Annotated in this window: 16 protein-coding genes and 2 riboswitches; of the genes, 12 read left to right on the top strand and 4 right to left on the bottom strand. The window is 67.3% G+C overall.

The genetic code is table 11. The annotated features are described in order from the left end of the window. Nucleotides 1-175: 175 nt before the first annotated feature. Nucleotides 176-2,101 carry an ABC transporter ATP-binding protein/permease gene (locus ACRDTL_RS13725; RefSeq protein WP_431507255.1) on the bottom strand — a complete coding sequence of 642 codons (1,926 nt, stop codon included), beginning with the start codon at nt 2,099-2,101 and terminating at the stop codon, nt 176-178. A 94-nt stretch (nt 2,102-2,195) separates the two neighbouring features. On the opposite strand from ACRDTL_RS13725, the gene ACRDTL_RS13720 reads away from it, so the two are divergent. The 12 genes from ACRDTL_RS13720 to gcvP all read left to right on the top strand — a co-directional run bounded on the left by ACRDTL_RS13720 (nt 2,196) and on the right by gcvP (nt 15,390). After that, nucleotides 2,196-3,833 carry an acetolactate synthase gene (locus ACRDTL_RS13720; RefSeq protein ID WP_431507254.1) on the top strand — a complete coding sequence of 546 codons (1,638 nt, stop codon included), beginning with the start codon at nt 2,196-2,198 and terminating at the stop codon, nt 3,831-3,833. Between the two features lie 21 nt (nt 3,834-3,854). Then, a complete protein-coding gene (secA2, locus tag ACRDTL_RS13715) occupies nt 3,855-6,191 on the top strand; it encodes an accessory Sec system translocase SecA2 (RefSeq protein ID WP_431507253.1) in 2,337 nt (778 codons plus the stop codon). A gap of 24 nt (nt 6,192-6,215) precedes the next feature. Next, a complete protein-coding gene (locus tag ACRDTL_RS13710) occupies nt 6,216-6,833 on the top strand; it encodes a CDP-alcohol phosphatidyltransferase family protein (RefSeq protein WP_431507252.1) in 618 nt (205 codons plus the stop codon). After that, nucleotides 6,826-7,743 carry a DUF881 domain-containing protein gene (locus ACRDTL_RS13705; RefSeq protein WP_431507251.1) on the top strand — a complete coding sequence of 306 codons (918 nt, stop codon included), beginning with the start codon at nt 6,826-6,828 and terminating at the stop codon, nt 7,741-7,743. Before ACRDTL_RS13710 ends, ACRDTL_RS13705 begins: the two co-directional genes overlap by 8 nt. 49 nt (nt 7,744-7,792) lie before the next feature. Beyond that, nucleotides 7,793-8,125 (top strand): small basic family protein, encoded by a 333-nt coding sequence (locus ACRDTL_RS13700; RefSeq protein ID WP_431507250.1) that lies wholly within the window; start codon nt 7,793-7,795, stop codon nt 8,123-8,125. A gap of 16 nt (nt 8,126-8,141) precedes the next feature. Next, nucleotides 8,142-8,957, top strand: coding sequence for a DUF881 domain-containing protein (locus tag ACRDTL_RS13695; RefSeq protein ID WP_431507249.1), 816 nt, complete (start codon nt 8,142-8,144; stop codon nt 8,955-8,957). A 34-nt stretch (nt 8,958-8,991) separates the two neighbouring features. Beyond that, entirely contained in the window at nt 8,992-9,387 is a 396-nt protein-coding gene (gene gcvH / locus ACRDTL_RS13690) for a glycine cleavage system protein GcvH (protein ID WP_431507248.1), read from the top strand. Nucleotides 9,388-9,511: 124 nt separating this feature from the next. Beyond that, complete coding sequence (gene garA, locus ACRDTL_RS13685; RefSeq protein ID WP_431507256.1) at nt 9,512-9,982, top strand: glycogen accumulation regulator GarA; 471 nt, start codon at nt 9,512-9,514, stop codon at nt 9,980-9,982. Continuing rightward, complete coding sequence (gene ftsR / locus ACRDTL_RS13680; protein WP_431507247.1) at nt 9,982-10,734, top strand: transcriptional regulator FtsR; 753 nt, start codon at nt 9,982-9,984, stop codon at nt 10,732-10,734. The genes garA and ftsR overlap by 1 nt, the downstream gene beginning before the upstream one ends. A 107-nt stretch (nt 10,735-10,841) precedes the next feature. Continuing rightward, nucleotides 10,842-11,336 (top strand): bifunctional nuclease family protein, encoded by a 495-nt coding sequence (locus ACRDTL_RS13675; protein ID WP_431507246.1) that lies wholly within the window; start codon nt 10,842-10,844, stop codon nt 11,334-11,336. Nucleotides 11,337-11,539: 203 nt separating this feature from the next. Next, nucleotides 11,540-12,184 carry a MerR family transcriptional regulator gene (locus ACRDTL_RS13670; protein WP_431507245.1) on the top strand — a complete coding sequence of 215 codons (645 nt, stop codon included), beginning with the start codon at nt 11,540-11,542 and terminating at the stop codon, nt 12,182-12,184. Between the two features lie 108 nt (nt 12,185-12,292). Continuing rightward, a riboswitch (glycine riboswitch) is annotated at nt 12,293-12,389 on the top strand. Nucleotides 12,390-12,391: 2 nt separating this feature from the next. Further along, nucleotides 12,392-12,511: riboswitch (glycine riboswitch) on the top strand. A gap of 38 nt (nt 12,512-12,549) precedes the next feature. After that, nucleotides 12,550-15,390: an aminomethyl-transferring glycine dehydrogenase gene (gene gcvP, locus ACRDTL_RS13665; protein ID WP_431507244.1), complete on the top strand. Its 2,841-nt coding sequence runs from the start codon at nt 12,550-12,552 to the stop codon at nt 15,388-15,390. On the opposite strand, the gene ACRDTL_RS13660 is transcribed toward gcvP, so the two are convergent. From ACRDTL_RS13660 to ACRDTL_RS13650, 3 genes are all read right to left on the bottom strand, one after another. Continuing rightward, nucleotides 15,381-16,250 (bottom strand): haloalkane dehalogenase, encoded by an 870-nt coding sequence (locus ACRDTL_RS13660; RefSeq protein WP_431507243.1) that lies wholly within the window; start codon nt 16,248-16,250, stop codon nt 15,381-15,383. The two genes, gcvP and ACRDTL_RS13660, sit on opposite strands and share 10 nt — an antisense overlap. Before the next feature lie 9 nt (nt 16,251-16,259). Further along, a complete protein-coding gene (locus tag ACRDTL_RS13655; RefSeq protein ID WP_431507242.1) occupies nt 16,260-18,197 on the bottom strand; it encodes a substrate-binding domain-containing protein in 1,938 nt (645 codons plus the stop codon). Beyond that, nucleotides 18,190-19,379 (bottom strand): malate synthase G (locus ACRDTL_RS13650; RefSeq protein WP_431507241.1); only part of this gene is annotated, 1,190 nt, incomplete at its 5' end. The genes ACRDTL_RS13650 and ACRDTL_RS13655, both read right to left, overlap by 8 nt.

Here is a 19,379-nt window from a genome sequence, read left to right as displayed (position 1 = left end):
CACGCGACAGACCACTACCCTGAACCATGACGTCCTCCTCGGTGTATTGGGATACCAAGCCCGTCAACGACACCAGGAGGACGTCTTCTACATCAATACTCTTCGGCATAACCCTCTTACTACGCCGGGGAAATCACCGGGTTTGCGCACGCTCGCGCATAGGGCGCTTAGGTCGCTAGACCCGCGCCGGTTCCCCCTCGACCGGACGCAACCGCCATTCGCCTTCCCCGAGCAGCTCGAGCAGGTGCGCATGGTGTTGTTCGACGGTGTGCCGGTGGCTCACGCTGACCACCACACAATCCGGCAGTTCATTGCGCAGTAACCCGTAGAGCGCGAACTCCAGCCCTTCGTCGAGCGCCGACGTCGACTCGTCGAGGAAAACCGCCTGCGGTTTGGTCAGCAGGATGCGTGCGAAGGCGACGCGTTGCTGCTCGCCCGGGGAGAGCACCTTGGCCCAGTCTTGGTCCTCGTCGAGTCGGTCGGCGAGCGGAGCCAGCGCCACCTTGGTCAGCGCGTCGCGCAGCACCTCGTCGGACAGGTCGTTCGGCGAATTCGGGTAGGCCACCACCGTGCGCAGATCGCCCAGCGGGACATAGGGCAACTGCGACAAGAACATCGTCTGGTTGTCGCCGTCAGGGCTGCGCAACGTTCCGGATGCGAACGGCCACAACTCCGCCAGGCTGCGCAACAAGGTGGTCTTGCCGGCCCCGGAAGGCCCGACAATCAACATCGAGTCGCCGCGGTCGAGGTGGACATCCAGCGGATCGATCAACTGGGTGCCTTCCGGTGTGCGTACTTCCACACCGTCGAGCTGCACCGAGCCGTCGTCGCTTGGCCGCACCAAGATCTCAGGCAATTCCCGGCCCCGGGCATTGGAGTCGACCAGCCCGTGCAGCCGCAGAATCGCTGCGCGCAAGCCGGCGAATGCGTCGTACTGGTCGCGGAAGAACGACAACGAGTCCTGGATGCTGCCGAACGCAGTCGCGGTTTGCCCGACGTCACCCAACTCGATTTTGCCGGCGAACAGTCGCGGTGCCTGCAACACCCACGGCAGCGGGACGATCGTCTGGCTCACCGACGTGTTCCAGCCGAGGTACCCGAGGTAGCGGCTGACCCAGCGGCGGTAGTTGTCGATGATCGGTGTGAAGCGCCGCCACAACTGCGCCCGTTCGGCACGCTCACCGCGGTAGAACCCGATAGCCTCGGCGGTGTCGCGCACCCGCACCAACGCGTAGCGGAAAGCGGCGTTGAGCATCTCGTTGGCGAAGCTCAGCCTGATCAGGGGATGGCCGATCCAGAACGTGACGATCGACGCCACCAGCACGTAGACAATGACGATCCAGAACATCGCGCGCGGGAGTTCGAAACCCAGAAAGTTCAGTCCGCCGGACAAGTTCCACAGGATCGCGGCGAAGGAGATCACCGAGACCACCGCGTTCACCGCGCCGAAGAGCAACGTGCTTCCGGTTCCGAGGGACGGCATGTTCGGGGTTCCGCCGGCGCCGGTGGTGAAGATGTCGATGTCTTGCTGGATGCGCTGGTCGGGGTTGTCGATGGCGTCGTCGATGAAGCGGGTCCGGTAGTAGGCGCGTCCGTCGAGCCAGTCGGCCATCAAATGGTCGGTGAGCCACACCCGCCAGGCGATGATGAACCGCTGCATCAGGTAGATGTCGGCCATGATCCGGGCGATGAAGATCGCGGCGAGGATGCAGAAAATCGCCAGCGACATCCAAAAGCCATGGATACCAGACTGTTTGACCACCTCGTTGCCCGCGCCCATGCCCTGGAACGCCTTCTGCAGCCCGTTGTAGAGGTCTTTGCCCTGATAGCTGAGCAGCACGATCAATCGCACGCCGGTGATCACCGACAACAGCAGCACACCCAGCATCAGCCAGGTTCCGGTGGCGTGCGACCCGATGAAGTAGCCGCGGGTGATCCGCCAGTACTGGTGCCCCCACCGGGTGGTGAACCTGACCACGACCAAAACAAGCAGAACGCAGACGGCGGTGATCAGCCACGCCACGGCGAGCCAGCGCAACGAGTCGGGCAGCGCACTGCCCCAATCGATCGATGGTTGGAACGGCGTCAATTCCCTGCCCACGTCGACGTCTCCTTGTGCCTCGAGGCGGCCGGTCCGGCACCTCAATCGAAACTCCTGCGGGCGAAGCTACCGCAACCATGGATAGGCTGCCTGGATGAGCATCGATGCCCCGACCACGCTGCACGCTGGGCGACTCATCGCGCGCCGGCTCAAAGCCAGCGGCATCGACACGATGTTCACGTTGTCCGGCGGTCACCTGTTCTCCATCTACGACGGCTGCCGCAGCGAGGGCATCCGGCTGATCGATACCCGTCACGAGCAGACCGCGGCCTTCGCCGCCGAAGGCTGGTCGAAGGTGACGCGGGTGCCGGGCGTGGCCGCATTGACCGCCGGCCCCGGTGTCACCAACGGGATGAGCGCCATGGCGGCCGCACAGCAGAATTGCTCGCCGCTGCTGGTGCTGGGTGGCCGCGCGCCGGCCGGGCGGTGGGGGATGGGATCGCTGCAGGAGATCGACCATGTGCCGTTCGTGGCGCCGCTGGCCCGGTTTGCCGCCACCGCGCGGTCGGCCGACGCGGTATGCCGACTGGTCGACGACGCGCTTCGGGCGACGGTCGCCGCGCCGTCGGGGGTAGCGTTCGTCGATTTCCCGATGGACCACGTGTTTTCGGTCGCCGACGACGAGTCTCGCCCCGGCGCGTTGGCCGACCCGCCGGCGTCGGACCCACCCGACCCCCGCGCGCTCGACCGGGCGGCCGCGCTGCTGGCCGGCGCGCGGCGGCCGGTGATCATGGCGGGCACCAACGTGTGGTGGGGCCACGCTGAGACGGCGCTGCTGAAGCTGGCCGAGCAACGGCGGATACCGGTGCTGATGAACGGGATGGCCCGCGGCATGGTGCCCGCCGATCATGAATTGGCGTTCTCGCGGGTGCGCTCAAAGGCCTTGGGCGACGCCGATGTTGCGCTGGTCGTCGGAGTGCCGATGGATTTCCGGTTGGGCTTTGGCGCGGTGTTCGGCGAAAAAACCCAACTGATCGTGGCCGACCGTGCCGAACCCGACCGCGAGCACCCGAGGCCGATCGCGGCCCGGCTCTACGGCGACCTGTCGGCGATCCTGTCGGTGCTGAGCGAAGACGCGCAGAGCCGCCACGAGGACTGGATCGCCGGGTTGCGGGCCGCCGAGACCGCTGCGCGTGACCTCGAACAAGCCGACCTGACCGACGATCGGGCCCCACTGCACCCGATGCGGGTGTACGCCGAATTGGCGCCGCTGCTGGACCGCGACGCGATCATCGTCGTCGACGCCGGCGATTTCGGCTCCTACGCGGGCCGGGTGATCGACAGCTATGTCGCCGGCGCCTGGCTGGACAGCGGCCCGTTCGGCTGCCTTGGCTCCGGCCCGGGGTACGCGCTGGCCGCCAAGCTGGCCCGCCCCGACCGCCAGGTGGTACTGCTGCAGGGCGACGGCGCCTTCGGATTCAGCGGCATGGAATGGGACACCCTGGTGCGGCACGGTGTCCAGGTGGTCTCGGTGGTCGGCAACAACGGCATCTGGGCGTTGGAAAAACACCCGATGGAAGCGCTATACGGCTACTCGGTGGTGGCCGAACTGCGGCCGGGCACCCGCTATGACGAGGTGGTGCGCGCGCTCGGCGGCCATGGTGAGCTGGTGTCGACCCCCGCCGAGCTTCGGCCCGCGCTGGAGCGTGCGTTCGCCAGCGGCCTGCCCGCCGTCGTCAACGTGCTCACCGACCCGAATGTCGCCTATCCACGCCGGTCAAGCCTGGCCTGACCGCCCGCGTACGGTTGACCTGTGCCTAAGACCACCAGCACGGTACCTGGCCGGCTGAGCAGCCGATTCTGGCGGCTGCTCGGCGCCGACACGGAGAAGAACCAAAGCCGTTCCCTCGACCTCGTCAGCGCCACGTCGGAGTACGAGGAGAAAGCCGCCGACCTGGACGATGAGCAATTGGCCAAGGCGACCGGCCTGCTCAAGCTGGACGATCTCGCCGAGTCCGCCGACATCCCGCAGTTCCTGGCGATTGCCCGGGAGGCCGCCGAACGGTTCACCGGGCTGCGGCCGTTCGACGTGCAGCTGTTGGGCGCGCTGCGGATGCTGGCCGGTGACGTGATCGAGATGGCCACCGGTGAAGGCAAGACGCTGGCCGGTGCCATCGCCGCCGCGGGATACGTGTTGGCCGGCCGGCACGTCCACGTCGTCACGATCAACGACTACCTGGCCCGCCGCGACGCCGAATGGATGGGCCCACTGCTGGCGGCCCTGGGCCTGACGGTCGGCTGGGTCACCGCCGAGTCGACGGCCGAACAACGCCGGGCGGCCTATCAATGCGATGTCACCTACGGCTCGGTCAACGAGATCGGCTTCGACGTGCTGCGCGACCAGTTGGTCACCGACGTCGACGATCTGGTGTCGCCGAACCCCGACGTGGCGCTGATCGACGAGGCCGACTCGGTGCTGGTCGACGAGGCGTTGGTGCCACTGGTGCTGGCCGGAACCAGCTACCGGGAAACCCCGCGGCTGGAGATCATCCGGCTGGTCGGCGTCCTGCGACCGGGCCAGGACTACGAAACCGACGCCGAGGGCCGCAACGTCCATTTGACCGAGGCCGGCGCCCGGAAAGTGGAAGCGGCCCTTGGTGGCATCGACCTGTACTCCGAGGAGCACGTCGGCACCACGCTCACCGAGATCAATGTCGCGTTGCACGCCCATGTGCTGCTGCAGCGCGACGTGCACTACATCGTGCGCGACGACGCGGTGCACCTGATCAACGCCTCCCGCGGCCGCATCGCCCAGCTACAACGCTGGCCGGACGGCCTGCAGGCCGCGGTCGAGGCCAAGGAGGGCATCGAGACCACGGAGACCGGCGAGGTACTGGACACCATCACGGTGCAGGCGCTGATCGACCGCTATCCGACGGTGTGCGGTATGACCGGCACCGCGCTGGCCGCCGGCGAGCAGCTGCGTCAGTTCTACAAACTCGCTGTCTCGCCGATACCGCCGAACGCCCCGAACGTCCGCGAGGACGAGCCCGACCGGGTCTACATCACGGCGGCCGCCAAAAACGAGGCGGTCATTACGCACATCATTGAGGTCCACGAGACCGGACAACCGGTGCTGGTCGGCACCCGCGACGTGGCCGAATCGGAGTATCTGCATGAGCGGTTGCTGCGGCGCGAGGTGCCCGCCGTGGTGCTCAACGCGAAGAACGACGCCGAGGAGGCGCAGGTGATCGCCGAGGCCGGCAAGCTCGGCGCGGTCACGGTGTCGACCCAAATGGCCGGTCGCGGTACCGATATCCGGCTCGGCGGCTCCGACGTAGGCGACCACGCCCCTGAGAAAAAAGAGGTGGTCGAACTCGGCGGGCTGAACGTGATCGGCACCGGACGACACAATACCCAGCGGCTGGACAACCAGCTGCGTGGCCGGGCCGGCCGCCAGGGCGACCCCGGTTCGACGGTGTTCTTCTCCAGTTGGGAAGACGACGTCATCGCGGCCAACCTGGAATCCAACAAGCTGCCGACGGCTGCGGACGAGGACGGCCGGATCGTCAGCGGCAAGGCGGCCGGGTTGCTTGACCACGCGCAGCGGGTGGCCGAAGGCCGGATGCTGGACGTGCACGCCAACACCTGGCGCTACAACCAGTTGATCGCCCAGCAGCGCGCTATCATCGTTGAGCGACGAAACACGTTGCTCTCCACCGCAACTGCGCGCGAGGAGCTCGCCGAGCTGGCGCCCGAGCGATACGAGGAGCTCTCGAAGAAACTGTCCGAGGACCGCCTGGAGAAGATCTGCCGGCTGATCATGCTCTATCACCTCGACCGCGGGTGGGCCGATCACCTGGCGTATCTGGCCGACATTCGCGAGAGCATCCATTTGCGGGCTCTGGGCCGGCAGAATCCGCTTGACGAGTTCCACCGGATGGCCGTCGACGCGTTCGCCTCGCTGGCCGCCGACGCGATCGAAGCGGCCCAGCAGACGTTCGAGACCTCCCCGGCCATCGAGGAGGAGCCGGGGGTGGATCTGTCCAAGCTGGCGCGGCCGACGTCGACGTGGACGTACATGGTGCACGACAACCCACTGGCCGACGACACGCTGTCCGCGCTGAGCCTGCCCGGGATCTTCCGCTAGGGCCAATTGCTAAGGTCACGCCTGATGAACCGCGCGCCAGCGCACGACCGGGTCTTGACGGCGCCCAACGTACTGAGCGGGATCCGGCTCGCGCTGATCCCGGTCTTCGTCTATCTGCTGCTGGTTGCTCATGCCGACGCCTGGGCGGTGGCCATCCTGGTGTTCACCGGCGGATCCGACTGGGCGGACGGCAAGATCGCCCGGCTGTTGAACCAGTCGTCGCGGCTGGGCGAGCTGCTGGATCCCGCGGTCGATCGGCTCTACATGCTGATCGTTCCGATCGTGTTCGGGCTGCGGGGCATCGTGCCGTGGTGGATCATCGCCACGTTGTTGATCCGCGACGCGCTGCTGGCGCTGGAGCTGCCGCTGCTGCGGAGCCGCGGGTTCACCGCGCTGCCCGTGTTGTATCTGGGCAAGGCGGCGACTTTCGGTCTGATGTCGGCCTTTCCGCTGATCCTGCTGGGTCAGTGGGACGCGTTGTGGAGCCGGGTGGTGTTGGCCTGCGGGTGGGCTTTCCTGATCTGGGGCCTGTACATGTACCTGTGGTCGTTCGTGCTGTACACGGCCCAGATCGTGTTAGTCGTGCGCCGAGTGCCCAAAGCCAACGCCGGGCCGTTGATCGGACGGGCAGACGATGCCTGACCAGGCGCTGGGCGGCTATGATCCCGAGGCCGGCCGCAACGTACACGAGGCGGGCCGGCCGCAGTTCATCCCGGTGCCGTCGCTGTTACGTGCCCTGCTCTCGGAGCACCTCGACCCCGGCTATGCGGCAGCGGCCGCCCGGCGTGGCCGCTCCGCCACGCCGCGAAGGGGGCGGGCTCGCGCTGTCGACTGGGTGTGGCAGGCGACGGCAGCGCTGTTGGTGGCCGTGGTGTTCGCCGCCGCGGTCGCCCAGGCCCGACTGGTCGCGCCCGGCGAAAGCGCTGCCCAACAAGTGCTGCTGCGCAGCGTGCGCGCCGAGCAGGCATCCACCGGCAAGTTGGCGGCACACCGCAACACACTCACGACTCAAGTCGACGACGTTCAGCGGCGCGTGCTTGTCGACGACGCCGAGGGCCGGCGGCTGCTCGCCAGCCTGGATGCGCTCAGCCTGGCCGCAGCCAGCAGCCCGGTCACCGGTCCGGGCCTGGCTGTGACGGTGACCGATCCCGGCGTCGGCCCGAACCTCTCCGACGTGTCCAAGGAACGGGTGGCCGGAAGCCGGCAGATCATCCTCGACCGTGACCTGCAACTCGTCGTGAACGCGTTGTGGTCAAGCGGCGCCGAGGCGATATCGGTGGGCGGGGTCCGGATCGGGCCGAACGTGACCATCCGGCAGGCGGGCGGCGCGATTCTGGTCGACAATAGTCCGGTCGGCAGCCCGTACACGATCCTCGCGATCGGGCCGCCGCACGCCATGCAGGATATTTTCGACCGCAGCTCCGGTCTGCACAGGCTGCGACTGTTGGAGACTTCCTACGGTGTCGGCGTCAGTGTGAGTGCCCGCGAAGGGCTTACGCTGCCGGCCGGCGCGATCCGAGATATCAAGTTCGCCAAGGAGATTGGGCCCTAGTGACACAGATGCTACTGACAGCAAGCCAACTGGCAGGAGGCGGACGTCGATGATCGGTGTTGCGGCGCTGATCGTCGGCATCGTGCTGGGTTTGGTTTTTCACCCCAACGTGCCGGACGCCATCCAACCCTATTTGCCCATCGCCGTGGTCGCCGCACTGGACGCGGTGTTCGGCGGGCTCCGGGCCTATCTGGAGCGGATCTTCGACCCGAAGGTTTTCGTGGTGTCGTTTGTGTTCAACGTCTTGGTGGCCGCGCTGATCGTCTATGTCGGCGACCAATTGGGCGTCGGCACCCAGTTGTCCACGGCGATCATCGTCGTGCTGGGCATCCGCATCTTCGGCAACGCGGCCGCGCTGCGGCGCCGGCTGTTTGGGGCCTGACCGATACGAGACTGACGTGAGCGACAACACCGACGACGGCACCGAGGACACCGCGCAACGCGGCCGGCACAAACTGCCACCGCACCAGCCGCAACCCGAGATCGGCGAGCTGCAACCGCGCGGGCTCACCGGCATGCTGCGGCGCGGTCGCACCGTGTTCGGTGTGCTCGCGGTCCTGCTGTGCCTGTTGCTGGGCGTCGCGATCGTCACCCAGGTGCGCCGGAACGAATCCGGCGACGCGCTGGACACAGCGCGGCCCGCCGACCTGCTGGTCCTGCTGGACTCGCTGCGCCAGCGAGAGGCCACGCTGAACACCGAAGTGACCGAGCTGCAACGCACGCTGAGCGCCTTGCAGGCGTCCGGCAACAACGACCAGGCCGCCATCCAAAACGCCCAGGCCAGGCTCGCCGCGCTGTCCATCCTGATCGGCACCGTCGGCGCCACCGGTCCCGGGGTCACGGTCACGATCGACGACCCGGGGCCGGGCGTGGCGCCCGGGGCGATGCTCGACGTGATCAACGAGTTGCGTGCCGCAGGCGCCGAGGCAATCCAGATCCGTGATGCCCAACAAGCGGTGCGGGTCGGTGTCGACACCTGGGTGGTCGGCACTCCAGGGGCGCTGACCGTCGACGGAAAAACTCTTTCGCCGCCGTATTCGATTGTGGCGATTGGTGATCCGCCGACACTGGCCGCGGCGATGAACATTCCGGGTGGCGCTGTCGACAGCGTCAAACGCGTGGGCGGCACCATCTCGGTGCAGCAAGGCGACCGGGTGGGCATCACCGCCTTGCGGCAACCGAAACCGCGCCAATACGCTCAGCCCGGCAAGTAATAACCGATGAGTGGTCGAGCAGAACAGGAACACCGTGAGCGAAATCCCCCCCGACCTGCACTACACCGCCGAGCACGAGTGGGTCCGTCGTACCGGGGACGACGCCGTGCGGATCGGGATCACCGACTTCGCGCAGTCGGCGCTCGGCGACGTCGTGTTTGTACAGTTGCCGGACCCGGGTACTGGGCTGAGCATGGGTGAATCCTTCGGCGAAGTGGAATCGACCAAGTCGGTGTCAGACCTGTACGCGCCGGTCTCGGGGGAAGTGGTCGCCGTCAACAACGACCTCGAAGCCAGTCCACAACTGGTGAACTCCGACCCGTACGGTGCGGGCTGGCTACTCGACGTCCGGGTCGACCCGGACGCGCTGGAACAGGGCTTCGCCGCGCTGCTGGATTCCGAGTCCTACCGCGGCACCTTGACCGAATGAGCGAGTGGTGGGCACATTGCGGACCGGTGCGCGGTACGGTCGACACATCGACGGTCGAGCCGGCGGAAAGTCGGCCGGCCAGGCTAAACCAGACAACGCCACAGCGGCCAGTGAGGAGCAGCGGGTGACGGAGAAGGACAACGAGACCTCTGAGGATGTCACCGTGGAGACCACATCGGTATTCCGCGCCGATTTCCTCAACGAATTGGAGGCACCCGCGCAAGCGGGTGGCGAGAGTGCGGTTTCCGGCGTTGAGGGACTGCCGGTCGGTTCGGCGTTGCTCGTCGTCAAGCGCGGCCCCAACGCCGGCTCCCGCTTCCTGCTCGACCAGCCCACCACCTCGGCCGGCCGCCATCCCGACAGCGATATTTTCCTCGACGATGTCACCGTGAGCCGGCGGCACGCCGAGTTCCGGTTGGAGACCGACGAATTCCACGTTGTCGACGTCGGCAGTCTCAACGGCACCTACGTCAACCGCGAGCCGGTCGATTCCGCGGTGCTGGCAAACGGTGACGAGGTCCAGATCGGCAAGTTCCGCCTGGTCTTTCTGACCGGCCCCAAGTCCGGCGACGACGAAGGAGGCCCGGGCAGCTAGTGACCGCACCGGAGACGCCCGCGCTGGCCGGGATGTCGATCGGGGCGGTTCTCGACCTGCTCCGGGGAGACTTCCCGGACGTGACGATCTCCAAGATTCGATTCTTGGAGGCCGAAGGCCTGGTCACGCCGCAGCGCGCCGCGTCGGGGTATCGCAGGTTCACCGCGTACGACTGCGCACGGCTGCGCTTCATCCTGACCGCCCAGCGCGATAACTACCTACCGCTGAAGGTGATCAAGGCGCAACTCGACGCCCAGCCCGACGGTGAGTTGCCGCCAACCGGATCGCCCTATGGCGTACCACGATTGGTTTCGGTGAGCGGCAGTGCCGAGGTCGACGCCGGATCGGATCCGGGCGCGGTGGGACCCACCCGCATCCGGCTGGGCCGGGAGGACCTACTGGAGCGTTCCGGAGTGGACGAGGAGTTGCTGACGGCGTTGCTGAAGGCCGGGGTGATCACCACCGGACCGGGCGGGCTTTTCGACGAGCACGCGGTGGTCATCCTCCAATGCGCGTGGGCGCTTTCCCAGTACGGTGTCGAGCCACGTCATCTGCGGGCGTTTCGCTCGGCGGCGGACCGTCAGTCCGATTTGATCGCGCAGATCGCCGCGCCCCTCATCGGGGCGGACAAGGTCGGCAAGGCCGGTGCACGTGACCGCGCCGACGACTTGGCGCGGGAGGTCGCGGCGCTGGCGATCACGCTGCACACGTCGTTGATCAAGTCGTCTGTACGCGACGTACTGCGCCGCTGAGGGCTAGACTTCGGTCGACAGCTTGTGTTCGGCGGCTTGGTGTTTGCACCGCGGCGTCGGGCCAGGTCTGGGCGGTACACGGCAGCATGTGCGGAGGGCAGTCACAGATGGGTGAAGTTCGCGTTGTCGGCATTCGCGTCGAGCAGCCGCAGAACCAACCGGTGCTGTTGCTGCGCGAAGCCAACGGTGACCGGTACCTGCCGATCTGGATCGGCCAGTCCGAGGCTGCGGCGATCGCCCTGGAGCAGCAGGGTGTCGAGCCGCCGCGGCCCCTGACTCACGATTTGATCCGGGATCTGATTGCCGCGCTTGGTCATTCGCTCAAAGAGGTGCGAATCGTCGACCTGCAGGAAGGCACCTTCTACGCCGACCTGATCTTCGACCGCAATATCAGGGTATCGGCACGGCCGTCGGATTCGGTGGCCATCGCGCTGCGCGTCGGTGTGCCGATCTACGTCGAGGAGGCGGTGCTCGCCGAGGCCGGTTTGCTGATTCCGGACGAGAGCGACGAGGAGCCCAGCAGCGTCGTGCGCGAGGACGAGGTGGAGAAGTTCAAGGAGTTCCTGGACAGCGTTTCGCCCGACGATTTCAAGGCCACGTAAGCGACCGCGCCAAGATCACGGATGCGTCTCATCTGCGGGTTCGAAGTCGACACGCCCGTTTTGTAGCCTGGAGTGGCCGTTGCGGCGGACATACTTTGATGTCGACGGTGAACCGAAAAGCGTATGCTCACAAGCACTCGGCCTGAGCAAACGCGGTTGCCGGGGCAGCCATGCAACGAGCGCGATCGGCGAGAGGAAGCACGGTGGGCGACCAACCACGTCAGGACCAGTTGGACCTCGATTCCGGCGCCGCCACCGGGAACCACGCCACGACCAGCACCGATCCCAGTGCTGGGGCGCCGACCGAACCGGTGCAGGGCGGGCTGTTCCCCGACGATTCCGTGCCCGACGAGCTGGTCGGCTACCGCGGCCCGAGCGCCTGCCAGATCGCCGGCATCACGTACCGCCAGCTGGATTACTGGGCGCGCACCTCGCTGGTGGTGCCATCGATCCGCAGTGCGGCCGGATCCGGCAGCCAGCGGCTCTACTCCTTCAAGGACATTTTGGTCCTCAAGATCGTCAAGCGGCTACTCGACACCGGCATCTCACTGCACAACATCCGGGTCGCCGTTGACCATCTGCGCCAGCGCGGCGTGCAGGATTTGGCCAACATCACGTTGTTCTCCGACGGCACCACGGTGTATGAGTGCACCTCCGCCGAAGAGGTCGTCGACCTGCTGCAAGGTGGCCAGGGTGTGTTCGGCATCGCCGTCTCCGGAGCAATGCGTGAGCTGACCGGCGTAATCGCCGACTTCCCCGGCGAACGCGCCGACGGAGGCGAGTCGATCACCGCACCCGAGGACGAGTTGGCCTCGCGGCGCAAGCACCGCGACCGCAAGATCGGCTAACACCCCACTTTCCCGCGAGCGTGCGTGTCACAGGTGGCTTGCGGAATTTCGCCGGGTTTGCGCACGCTCGCGCCGGTGTAGGGCGCCCCAGTAGACTGACCCTCGCATCGCGCTTGTGCGGGAGAGTTCGTGGCGGCCAGCCGCGGACGCCGAAGGAGCAACACCTCTCCGTCAATCTCTCAGGCACCCGGACCGCATGAGATAACGATGCCTCTGGAAAGTGGCGCCGGCTGATCGGCCGTCCGCCCGCCGACGGGGAAAGGCGCTGCTGGAAGCGGCTGCCGAATCTCTCAGGCGCCCGGCGCGGGTAGCGACAGAGGGAGAGGGCCGCTAAAGATGGCCCTCTACCGTGTCAGGAGCCCGCCTTGCCCGACCACACGAATTTCGCCGACCGCCACATTGGTCCGGACGACGAGGCGATCGCCACCATGCTCGACGTCATCGGCGTCGAGTCCCTGGCGGAACTGGCGGCCGAGGCGGTGCCCGCCGGGATTCTCGACGCGCTGACCGCCTCCGGCGCCACCCCGGGTCTGGACCGGCTGCCGCCGCCGGCCAGCGAGGCCGAAGCCCTGGCCGAGCTACGGGCGATGGCCGACGCCAACACAGTCGCGGTGTCGATGATCGGCCAGGGCTATTACGACACGCTCACCCCGCCGGTGTTGCTGCGCAACATCATGGAGAACCCGGCGTGGTACACCGCCTACACGCCGTATCAGCCGGAGATCAGCCAGGGCCGGCTGGAGGCGCTGCTGAACTTCCAGACCATGGTCGCGGATCTGACCGGTCTGGAGGTCGCCAACGCGTCGATGCTGGACGAGGGCACGGCGGCCGCCGAGGCGATGACGTTGATGCAGCGCGCGGTCCGCGGAAAGACGGCTGGCCGACTGGTCATAGATGCCGATCTGTACGGCCAGACCGCCGCGGTGCTGGCCACCCGGGCCGAGCCGCTGGGCATCGAGATCGTCACCGCCGACCTGCCAGACGGGCTGCCCGACGGTGAGTTCTTCGGCGTGATCGCCCAGTTGCCGGGCGCCAGCGGCCGGATCATCGACTGGAGCACGCTGGTGGCCGAGGCACACCAGCGTGGCGCACTGGTGGCCGTCGGCGCCGATTTGTTGGCACTGACCTTGATCACCCCGCCCGGGGAGATCGACGCCGACGTCGCATTCGGCACCACCCAACGCTTCGGTGTGCCAATGGGTTTCGGCGGCCCGCATGCGGGATATCTGGCCGTGCGCGCCAAGCATGCCCGCCAGCTGCCCGGCCGGCTGGTCGGGGTATCCCGTGATGTAGACGGGTCGCCGGCGTATCGCTTGGCGTTGCAGACCCGCGAACAGCACATCCGCCGCGACAAGGCCACCAGCAACATCTGCACCGCGCAGGTGCTGCTGGCCGTGATGGCCGCGATGTATGCCAGCTACCACGGGGCCGACGGGCTGACCGGAATCGCACGGCGGGTACACGGTCACACCGAGAAAATCGCCGCCGCCCTGGGCGACGCGTTGGTGCACGACAGGTTTTTCGACACCGTGCTGGCGCGGGTACCGGCCCGCGCCGACGACGTGATCGCCGCGGCGAAGGCCGACGGCATCAACCTGTGGCGGGTGGACGACGACCACGTGTCGGTGTCGTGTGATGAGACCACCACCGACGAGCAGGTGACCGCGGTGCTACGAGCCTTCGGAGTGGATGCCGCCCGGCCGGCATTTGCCGATATCGCGATCCGCCGTTCGAAGTTCCTGACCCATCCGGCATTCACCCGGCATCGCAGCGAGACGTCGATGATGCGGTATCTGCGGACGCTGGCCGATAAGGATTTGGCCTTGGACCGCAGCATGATTCCACTCGGCTCATGCACGATGAAGCTCAACGCCGCCGCCGAGATGGAGCCGATCACCTGGCCGGAGTTCGCTCGAGTGCACCCGTTCGCCCCGTCCTCCGACACCCCGGGCCTGCGGCGGCTGATCGCCGACCTGGAGACCTGGCTGGCGCAGCTCAGCGGCTACGACGCGGCCTCGCTGCAACCCAACGCCGGGTCGCAGGGCGAATACGCGGGACTGCTGGCCATCCGCGCCTACCACGTCAGCCGCGGGGAACCGAACCGCGACGTCTGCCTGATCCCGTCCAGTGCGCACGGCACCAACGCCGCGTCGGCCGCGCTGGCCGGCCTGCGGGTGGCGGTGGTGCCCTGCCGCGACGATCCTGGTCGCGCTGGCGACGTCGACCTCGACGGGCTACGCGTCAAGGTCGCCGAACACGGCGACCGGCTGTCGACGCTGATGATCACCTATCCGTCCACGCACGGCGTGTACGAACACGACATCGCCGAGATCTGCGCGGCCGTGCATGACGCCGGCGGCCAGGTCTACGTCGACGGCGCCAACCTCAACGCGTTGGTGGGTCTGGCCCGGCCCGGCAAGTTCGGCGGCGACATCAGTCACCTGAACCTGCACAAGACGTTCTGCATCCCGCACGGGGGCGGCGGTCCGGGGGTGGGACCGGTGGTGGCGCGCGCACATCTTGCCCCGTTCCTGCCGGGCCATCCGTTCGCGCCGGAACTGCCGCAGGCACCGCCGGTGTCGTCGGCGCCCTACGGGTCGGCCTCGATCCTGCCGATCACCTGGGCCTACATCCGGATGATGGGCGCGATCGGGCTACGGGCGGCGTCGCTGACCGCGATCGCGTCGGCGAACTACATCGCCCGCCGCCTCGACGAGTACTACCCGGTGCTCTACACCGGCGAGAACGGTATGGTCGCCCACGAATGCATCCTGGACCTGCGCCCGCTCACCAAAACGACCGGCGTAACCGTCGACGATGTGGCAAAACGCCTGGCCGACTATAGTTTTCACGCGCCAACCATGAGTTTCCCGGTGGCCGGCACGCTGATGGTCGAACCGACTGAAAGCGAGAGCCTGGCCGAAATCGACGCCTTCTGCCAGGCGATGATCGCCATCCGCGCCGAAATCGACCGCGTCGGTGCGGGGGAGTGGCCTGTCGACGACAATCCGCTGCGCGGGGCGCCGCACACCGCCGCCTGCCTGGTGGTCGACAACTGGGAGCACCCCTACACCCGCGAGCAAGCCGGGTACCCGCTGGGCCACGAGTTCCGACCGAAGGTGTGGCCGCCGGTGCGCCGCATCGACGGCGCCTACGGCGACCGCAACCTGGTCTGTTCCTGCCCGCCGGTGGAGGCCTACGCCTGAGGCCCGAACCGATCGATGATCGCCGCCGCAATCTCGCCGGGTGCATCCTCCTGAATGAAATGCTTGGCGTTCGTCAATTCGACGACGACATGGTCGGGGAAGGCCGTGAGTATCCGCGGGATCATCGAGCCCGGCCTGAATGCCTGGTCCTTCATACCCCAGACCAGCAAGGCAGGCTTGCCGCCCAGCGCGGCCGGCACTTCTCGCGAGAGCTGTTCCAGCAATGGCCGGGCGGCCAGGATCTCTTTGGGCAGACGCGCAACGCCCGGTCGGTCCTGCGGGCCGGGCTGCACCGCCCGGTAGTGCGCCATCACTGCGGCGCTGAGCCGACGACCGGTACCCGCGGGGATCAACCGCTCGACAAAGAAATTGCGCTGCAGGATCGCATACTGCATCGGACGGCTGGACATGACTTTGCTGAACGCTTTCATCGATAGCGTGTCCGCCGGCCAGAACCAGGTATTGCCCAAGACGACGCCGCGTACCCGATCCGCCCGCACCACATCGACTGCCATGCTCACCGGCCCACCCCAGTCCTGGCCCATCGTCAGGTAGCCGTCGAGGCCGAGATGGTCGACCAGCTCGCCGATCACCGACGCATGTTCGGCGATCGTGTAACCGAATCCCGCCGGACGCTCAGACAACCCGAAACCGAGGTAGTCCGGCGCGATGCAGCGGAAGCGGTCGCGTAACGCGACGATGATGTCGCGGTACAGGAAGCTCCAAGTCGGGTTGCCGTGGCATAGCAGGATCGGCGTACCGCTACCTTCGTCGACGTAGTGCAGGCGACCTCTGGTGCTGTCGAACCAGCGTGACACGAACGGGTACAGGTGCGGATCCGGGGTGAAATCTACGCTCATTGCGGCTGCTCAGCTCAGGAACGTGGTCAGCGCAGTAGCCAACTCGGGGGACGCCGACGTCGCCAGGTTCCGGTAACCACCGTCGGACTGCTTGGCGACGGCCTCCCAGGTCGCCCGATCCGGGTCGGCGCCGAAGTCGATGACGTTGACGGCCACCGGCTTGGCCGGGTCGGCGCTGTGCCGGATGAAATCCTGCAGGCCCGCGCCGTCCAGGGTCTGATCGGTGTGCGGTCCAGCGGTGATGACCAGTATCGAATTCGTGTGCCCCGCACGGAAATCGGCCAGTGCCGCGGGGTAGACGAGCCGCAGTGTGGTGAACGACACCGCACCACTCACCGACGAATACTGCTTGTCCAGCGCTTTGGTCAGCGCCGCCGACCGCGGCTGCCCATCGACCGGATCATCCAGCGGACCGGCCCGCACCTCGGTGCGGCCCTCTTTGCCGTCGAACGTCCACAACCCGACCACCGAACTCGGCGGCAGCGCGCGGATCCGGTCGTTCAGCGCGGCGACCACGTTGGCCAGCCGGGTTTTGCCGCCCTCGTCGGTGGTCATCGCCTGGTCCAGCATGATGGTGGCGGTCGGACCGTTGGACGGTGCGGTCAGCGTGGTCGCGAGGGTGGCGCGCGTCTGGTCGTCGCCCACCGACAGCGTCGACGGCAGCGCCGCGAAACTGGTGACGTCGCTGCCGGGCGGGGTGACGCCCTGGGCTCGGAAACCAGCTTTGGCCAGGCCGGCGAGCTGGTCGGGTTTATGCATGAACCGGGCGAACGCGCTGGCCGCGGTCACCTGATCCTGCGACAGCCAGGATCCGTTCAGCAGTACCGTCGGATAGTCGGCGACTGCGGCCGGCCCCGGCGGCAGCCAGGAACCCAGCGCGCTGCCGGCATCGGGGACCGACTGGCCGTGCTGGAAGAGCTGCTGTTCGGTGGTGACCACCGCATGCACCGGAGCCTTTGCCGCATCGCCGGATCCGAGCAGCGCGTTCATTGCCTCAGCCAGCGAGTTGTCGGCCAGCTTGGGCTGGGCGTCGATCAGCGTGCGCACCGCTCCGGTGCCCGCCGTCGGCGGCGCGCCGGGTGGCGCCGACGCGGCCGCCACCGCCTCGGCCGCCAGGAACGCGGCGTCGCTGTTGCCGCGGATCGGCAGCGCAAGCCGTAGGGACCCCCAGTCCGGCAGATGCAACCCGGCCAACCCGTCGGGTTTGCTCTGCAACCCGGGCAACGTCGCCCAGCTCTGATTGCCGAGCGCCCGCGCAAGCTCGGGCCGCACCGCCAACAACACCGGGGAGGTGACCAGTGAGCGGCTGTCGCTGATCGTCTGCTGCCCGGCGGAGGCCGACAGCCGCGCCGCCGAGACCGAGCTGCCCGGGATCCACAGCGCCGGTCGCGGGCCCAGGTCTTTCGGCCAGTCCCCGATGAAGCCGCTGACGACGGCGTCGGAGTCGGCCGACTTGACGCTGACTGCCACGCAACGGTCACCGACCGAGGTCGCCGACGCGTTGTAGCGTTCGGCCAATTGCAGTATCGGCTTGACGATGGATGGATCGGCGACGACTGCCACCGTTTCGCTCTCACCGACGCAGCGCCCGGCGGCCGTGTGCGAACGGTTGTACAAGGCGTCACCGAAGAAGCGCCACACAATGACCGCGGCTACCACCACGACGACCACGACCAGGGCGGCGATCACGCCGATGCTGACGCCGCGCCGTCCGCCGTCGCTGCGGTGACCACCACGCCACTCGCTACCCTCGCGATGCCCGCCGCCGGCCGGCGACTGTGGGGGCGGTGGCGTGCGCGGCGCGAAGTCCGGAAAGTCGTCGGATGCGTCGGCCTCGCCGGGGTCGTCGTAGTCGACATATCCCGGGTCGTCGGGAAGCTCGTCGGCATAGTCATCGAAAGGCTCACCGGCTGACTCGTCGGGCTCCGGACTGCTGTGCCTACCCAACGCTCGCCTTGAACTCACGGCGGCGCCGGTGCAGGATCGGCTCGGTGTAGCCGCTGGGCTGCTGCGCCCCGGACAGGATCAGCTCCTGCGCGGCGAGGAACGCGATGCTGTCGTCGAAGTTCGGCGCCATCGGCCGGTACGCCGCATCGCCGGCGTTCTGCTGGTCGACCATCGGAGCCATCCGCTCCAAGCCGGCCCGCACATCTTCGGCGGTGATCACACCGTGGCGCAACCAGTTGGTCAGCAGCTGGCTCGAGATCCGCAGTGTCGCACGGTCTTCCATCAATGCGATGTTGTGTATGTCGGGCACCTTCGACGAGCCGATACCCTGATCGATCCAGCGCACCACATATCCCAGGATGGACTGGCAGTTGTTGTCGATCTCCTCGCGGATCTCCTCGGGCGCCCAGGCCAGTTGCTCGGTGAGCAGCGGAATGGTCAGCAACTGGTCAACGGAAGCCCGGCGCTGCCCTTCGAGTCCTTGCTGCACCGTCACCACGTCGACCTTGTGGTAGTGCATGGCGTGCAGCGTGGCCGCCGTCGGCGAGGGCACCCAGGCAGTGCTGGCGCCGGCGCGGGGCTGGGCGATCTTCTGCTCGACCATGTCGGCCATCAGCTCGGTCATCGCCCACATGCCCTTGCCGATCTGGGCCTTGCCCTCGAAGCCGGCCGCCAGCCCGATGTCGACGTTGGCGTCCTCGTAGGCCTTGATCCACGTGGTGCCCTTCATGGCGCCCTTGCGGATCATCGGGCCCGACTCCATCGACGTGTGGATCTCGTCGCCGGTGCGGTCGAGGAACCCGGTGTTGATGAACACCACCCGGTCGGCGGCGGCCTTGATGCACGCCTTGAGGTTGAGCGTGGTGCGGCGTTCCTCGTCCATGATGCCGACCTTGAGGGTGCCCTGCGGCAACCCCAGCACGTCTTCGACGCGGCTGAACAGCTCGCAGGTGAAGGCGACCTCGGCCGGCCCGTGCATCTTCGGCTTGACGATGTACACCGATCCGGTCCGGCTGTTGAGCAGCGGGCCGTTGGCCTTGCCGGCCTTCAGCCCATGGATCGCCGCCAACCCGGTGAGCAGGGCGTCCTGGATGCCCTCGAACACCTCGTTGTCCTCGGCGTCCACGATCGCGTCGTTGGTCATCAGATGGCCGACGTTGCGGACGAACAACAGGCTGCGTC

Origin of the sequence: Mycobacterium sp. (assembly GCF_050700595.1) — a bacterium.
Classification (GTDB): domain Bacteria; phylum Actinomycetota; class Actinomycetes; order Mycobacteriales; family Mycobacteriaceae; genus Mycobacterium.
Note: the sequence above shows the minus strand (reverse complement) of the source record. Positions and strands in the feature narration are given on the sequence as shown.